This is a genomic window from Nostoc sp. CHAB 5715 (assembly GCF_020829685.1).
Taxonomy (GTDB): Bacteria; Cyanobacteriota; Cyanobacteriia; order Cyanobacteriales; family Nostocaceae; genus Nostoc.
The window spans coordinates 1-5,423 of sequence record NZ_JAIVFR010000506.1 but is presented as its reverse complement, the minus strand read 5'-3'; the positions used below and the strand labels follow the sequence as shown (position 1 = coordinate 5,423).

Sequence of the window (5,423 nt, the reverse complement as noted above, 5' to 3'; positions counted from 1 at the left end):
CATCTACTCCTCGCTTATGACCCATAATCCGAGGTAAACCCTGACGTTTAGCCCATCGACCATTACCATCCATAATCACCGCAACGTGCTGCGGCAATAGTTCTCGTTTTAAGTCAGTAGGCAAATCTTGCAGTTTAGTTTGTTGTGCTGTCATTTTTTATCTCGAGAAGCGGTCGATGGTAATCTGAGTAAACGTGAAACCAGTGTTCGTATCTTCCCACCTATCTGACGAACAAAACTTAACAGACCAGGAGCTACAGCTTCCCTATCCACGATTGGGGACAAAAGAGCTTCTAATGACTCTTTCAGCTTCCTAATCGTCAGGGGTCTATTTAGGGTTCCCCGTTCCGCTAAGGAAATAGAACCCGTTTCTTCAGACACAACGACACAAATGCAATTTTCGACCCGCTCAGTAATTCCCATTGCCGCCCGGTGGCGTGTTCCCAACTGGCGCGAGGCTGTGCGTCCCGAAAGTGGTAAAATTATACCCGATGAGATGATCCGCGATCCGCGAATTAATGTTGCCCCATCGTGTAACAAAGTTTTTGGCTGAAAAATTGTCTGGATTAGTTCTTTAGAAACCTCCGCATTTAGCTTTACTCCTGGGACAGAAAAATCTCGCTCATCAATTGGCCCTGTGGTTTCCACAATTAGTAAAGCTCCAATGCGGTTTTTTGACAATTCTTTAACAGCCTCAACAATTTCATCAATTACACTATCAGATTTGGGGATTGCCAGCCGGTCGGGTTGAAAGAGCTGGCGGAATTCGCCACGCCCTAATTGCTCCAAAAACCGCCGAAACTCTGACTGTAAAGCAACTGCCATCGCTACAGCACAACCAATTACCAACTTTTCCAATACAAAACTTAGCAGAGGTAGTCCTAATCTGCCACTTAGTGCTGAGGCTAGCATTAAGATAATGAATCCCCTCACCATCCACAGTGTCCGGCGCTCACTAATAATAACTAGCATCATGTACGTCAGCGCCAACACTAACACAATATCCAGAGTCCCAAGTAGCAAGGACTGTGACCATCCCAGGTTTATCAGCCATTGCTTCCACCAATCTCTCATGACATCTGGATTACACTTTTGCCTCTAATTACATTTAGTCATTAGTCATTAGTCATTAGTCATTAGTCATTAGTTCCTGGCTAATGACTAATGACCAAGAGAGAAGTCTGAGCGGAGGCTTCCTCCGATCAGAACTTCGGGGACAAATGACTATTTTTTTAGCCTTTCTGGTAGGCGATCTTGTCGAATTAAGTCTTGATAAGTTTCACGTTGCAAAATTAAATTTGCTTCGCCATTCGCCACAACAACTGCTGCCGGTCGGGGCAAGCGGTTGTAGTTAGATGCCATACTGTAATTGTAAGCACCAGTTCCCATAACTACGAGAATATCTCCTGGTTCAGTCTTTGGAAGTAGTGCATTCTTAATCAGAATATCTCCTGATTCACAATGTTTACCAGCAATTGTGACTGTTTGGGTTAAAGGTGAAGACATTTTATTGGCAACTACTGCCCGATAAACTGATTGGTAAGTAATCGGGCGGGGATTATCAGACATTCCCCCATCGATCGCTACATAGGTACGAATTTCTGGGATAACTTTGGATGAACCAATAGTATAGGCAGTAATGCAAGCTGTGGCAATTAGCGATCGCCCCGGTTCACTCAGTAATTTCGGCAAAGGCAGATTTTCGGCTACACAAGCTTCTTGAATTACCTCACAAATCGGCTTCACCCACTCTTCAATGCTGGGGGGATCGTCTGATTCTATATACTTAATCCCTAAACCACCACCGACATTTAACTCTGTCAAATGTAAACCATACTTCGCCGCATCACGTAACCACTGTACCATCAGAGCCGCTAAATCTCGATGCGGTTGGCGCTCAAAAATTTGGGAACCGATATGAGCATGTAACCCTACGCAGTTAATGACAGATTGTTTACTGACAAAAGTAAATAATTCCCCTAACTCATTCGGATCAAAGCCAAATTTACTATCTAGTTGCCCCGTGCGAATATATTCATGTGTGTGACATTCAATACCCGGAGTCAAGCGCAACAAGAATCGAGGCTGTACGGAGGGGGAATTTGCCGTTTTGACAATTTCTACTAAAGTGCGTAACTCGTGCCAGTTATCCACGACAATAGTGCAGCCGACTTCTGTAGCAAAAATCAGTTCTTCACGAGATTTATTGTTGCTATGAAGATAGATTTTCTCAGGATTGACGCCTGCTTGCAGCGCAGTGTAGAGTTCACCGCCTGATGCGACATCGATTCCTAAACCAACGGAAGCCGCGATCGCACAAACAGCTAAACAATTCCAAGCTTTTGAGGCGTACAATACTTGAGATTCGCCCTTGTAGTATTGCTTGAAAGCATCTCGGTATTGCTGACAAGCCGAACGTAGGGTTTCTTCATCTAAAATATATAAAGGTGAACCAAACTGCTCAACTAGGGTTGTGACATCACACCCACCAATTTCCAGGAGGTCATGATTATGAACTTTGGCAGTCAAGGGTAAAAGTTCTTGATTAGGCGATGGATTTGCGCTGGTGTCACGCCTTTGAGGTAAATATTGACTTCCAGAATGTTGAACCCCAGTGGGGTGAGTCGATACCATAACTATAAAAGTTTTCCTTGTTCAAATTACGGGCTTTGAGTTCGTCTCCCGATTCCCAGTGTACAAAGGGTTTGTAATGTTATTCAATAAATGTGATCTCATTAGACTTAGAAATTAAATTACTGAGATTTTCTAATCTCAGTGCTATTCTGGAACTCGATCAAGCCTGTTTTGGCGGACTTTGGACTCTGGAGGGCTACAAACGAGAATTGGATAGCCCCAACAGCGATATACTCGGTTTATTTTCTCCCTCCTCCAACACAAGTTTGCTAGGAATGGGTTGCTTTTGGTCTATTTTAGAGGAAGCCCACATTACAATTTTGGCGGTTCATCCCCAATATCACCGTCAAGGTTTGGGTGCGGCTTTATTATATTCAGTCATTAAGACAGCTTGCGATCGCAAAATGGAGCGAGCTACCCTCGAAGTCCGAGCTTCCAACTTGGCGGCAATATCTTTATATCAAAAATTTGGCTTTCAAACAGCTGGGCGGCGGCGGCGCTACTACCAAGATAACGATGAGGATGCTTTAATCCTTTGGCTCCCAGATTTACAACACCGCAAATTTAAAGCAACTTTAGACCAGTGGTATTCTATTGTCAGCGATCGCCTCGAAAAATCCTCTTGGCACTTGCTTTTTAACTAATTCGTAATACTTCGGCTACGCTCAGTACAAGTTCGTAATTCGTAATTAATTACGAATTATAGCTTTTCCAATCATACAAGGGACATCATAGCCCCCTCCCCGCAAGCGATGAGGGGGTTGGGTTGTTGTAGCTCACAAGGGCTGAGAACCACTATATTTAACAAAGTTTCGGGGTTTAATTCCCCACACCTTTCGACGGCAGCACGTGAAAGTCTCGGGGTTAAATCCCCGTTACAAAACGTAATTGCGAATTGGTTTAACTCTTGGGCATTATTAATTTTAATCTCATACCTGGAAATAATATCCAGAAAATCGTAAGGGTCATTAATCGACTTGATTACTTCAGGAAGGATTTTATTGAATTCGGCATTCTGGGTAATGGTATTTTTATCAAAGTGCCTGAAAATGATGACCTTCTCCTGGGCATTATCCGTTTTCTTCAGCAAGCTAATCAAAACATCATTTTTCGATTTATTTTCCTGGAAATCAAAGGCTCGGTAATACCTCGCTTTGCTCGCAAAAGCCGATTTACCGATGATCTCCGCCAAAAGTTGCGGTGTGTTCGTCGCCCTGCTCCTCCAGACGATATCTTTTGCCGCATCTGTTTCCAGCCATCTTTCGCCTTTCAATTCCTGATAGGCTTTCAGACAATTATCCCAATCCTGATCTGCACCAATACCCAAGGCTTCGAGATACCAGCGGTCTCCGCTTACGTAGCTTTCCGCCAGGCTGGCCCATATCTCAGGCTGATTCTGATGACGGATGGCCAGGGCTACTTCTCTTTTGACCTCAAATGATTTATCCTTTGACATTTTCAGATAAAAGGCCTTGTCAAATTTCCTCGATTGCCTGGCTATTTTAACTGCCACCATCCTGATGTCTTCGTAGGCATCCTGACCTGCTTTCTGAATATAGTGCGTTTCGCGGTTCTTGATCTTGCTCAGCAGCCACAAGGCTCTAGCCCGGTAAGCAGGCTCACCTTTTTCATACAATTCCAGCAGCGAAGTCTCAGCTTTCACGCCAAATCCCTGCAAAGCCTGAAAAGCCAGGTACCTGACATCCAGGTTCGGATTTTTAAGGGCTTCAATAGCTCCTTTAATTGATTTATAGTCAAAAACCGGCTTGCTGAACTTTGATCCTTTCGGAGCTATTCTATAAATTCTTCCTTTTTTCAAATCTCCTACGCCGTGCCCTCCTACCCCGCCATCATACCAGTCGGCTACAAAAAGAGAACCGTCAGGTGCCACGGTCACATCAGATGGCCTGAACCACTGGTCTTTACCCGAAGCGTCAGCGATAGGCAGTTTACTCACCTTAAAACCTGCTCCGTCCTGTATGGATGGATAAGCACTGACGAGGTTGGTGCCCGCATCACAAAGAATAAGCTCTCCCTTATATTTTGATGGCAATAAGTCTCCTTCATAAACCAGCATCCCCGTCGGTGAGCCCGCATAGGTTTGTCTTAAATTCGGGATAACACCCGGATCGTTCAGATGCCAGTGCTGTAGAAAAACCGAATCTTCCATGTTGGTCCTCTTAACCCGCCAGTCGGCCCCCGTCATTTCATCTTTATAGCCGTAATTACCATAGTCCACTATAAAGTTGATGCGATTTCCGCGATTGCCGTCATCATCATTATCTGACTGCCATATCCTTCCGAACGAGTCGAGTGCCAGTTCATAATTGTTTCTGAAGTTCCAGCCTAAAACCTCAGGATTTTTTCCGTCCGGATCAATCCTCAGCACCATTCCTTCACGCAACGGTTTGCTGTCGTCGGAGATCGGCGTATTGTAAATATCATTCATAGGCTTGCCGTCTGCAGTGGTCAGCCCCTTGACGAAGTTTCCGAAGTTAAAATAAAGCTTGCCGTCTGGTCCGAAAACAAAGGCATGGAGACCATGGTCACTCTGAAGGCCGCCAACCGTTTTAAACAAGATCTCCTTTTTGTCGGGCACATCGTCACCATTGGTGTCCGTAAAAACCAGTACATTCGGACTGCAGGACACAATCACTTTATTACCTGTCACACAAATACCCAAAGCCGAATTCACATCCTCTCCCTGGTAATAAACCTTGGATTTATCGGCTTTGCCATCATTATCTGTATCTTCAAGAATCAGGATTTTGTCCCCTTTTTTCTCATAG

5 protein-coding genes are annotated in these 5,423 nt (G+C 44.6%); 1 reads left to right on the top strand and 4 read right to left on the bottom strand.

The window, feature by feature from the left end; genetic code table 11:
• The 3 genes from LC574_RS24575 to lysA all read right to left on the bottom strand — a co-directional run.
• Nucleotides 1-154: undecaprenyl diphosphate synthase family protein (locus LC574_RS24575; protein WP_229456167.1), on the bottom strand; the 154-nt coding region annotated here is incomplete at its 3' end.
• Complete coding sequence (gene cdaA, locus LC574_RS24570) at nucleotides 151-1,074, bottom strand: diadenylate cyclase CdaA (protein ID WP_229456166.1); 924 nt, start codon at nucleotides 1,072-1,074, stop codon at nucleotides 151-153. The genes LC574_RS24575 and cdaA, both read right to left, overlap by 4 nt.
• Nucleotides 1,075-1,224: 150 nt before the next feature.
• Nucleotides 1,225-2,634, bottom strand: coding sequence for a diaminopimelate decarboxylase (lysA, locus tag LC574_RS24565; RefSeq protein WP_229456165.1), 1,410 nt, complete (start codon nucleotides 2,632-2,634; stop codon nucleotides 1,225-1,227).
• Between the two features lie 92 nt (nucleotides 2,635-2,726).
• Here lysA and rimI point away from each other — a divergent pair, with 92 nt between their 5' ends.
• Complete coding sequence (gene rimI, locus LC574_RS24560) at nucleotides 2,727-3,278, top strand: ribosomal protein S18-alanine N-acetyltransferase (protein WP_229456164.1); 552 nt, start codon at nucleotides 2,727-2,729, stop codon at nucleotides 3,276-3,278.
• Between the two features lie 71 nt (nucleotides 3,279-3,349).
• Here the strand turns inward: rimI and LC574_RS24555 are convergent.
• The coding region (locus LC574_RS24555; RefSeq protein WP_229456163.1) for a PVC-type heme-binding CxxCH protein at nucleotides 3,350-5,423 on the bottom strand (2,074 nt) is incomplete at its 5' end.

Coding starts and splice junctions, on each gene's coding strand:
- lysA (WP_229456165.1), bottom strand. CDS start 2,634: ATGGTATCGACTCACCCCACTGGGGTTCAACATTCTGGAAGTCAATAT.
- cdaA (WP_229456166.1), bottom strand. CDS start 1,074: ATGAGAGATTGGTGGAAGCAATGGCTGATAAACCTGGGATGGTCACAG.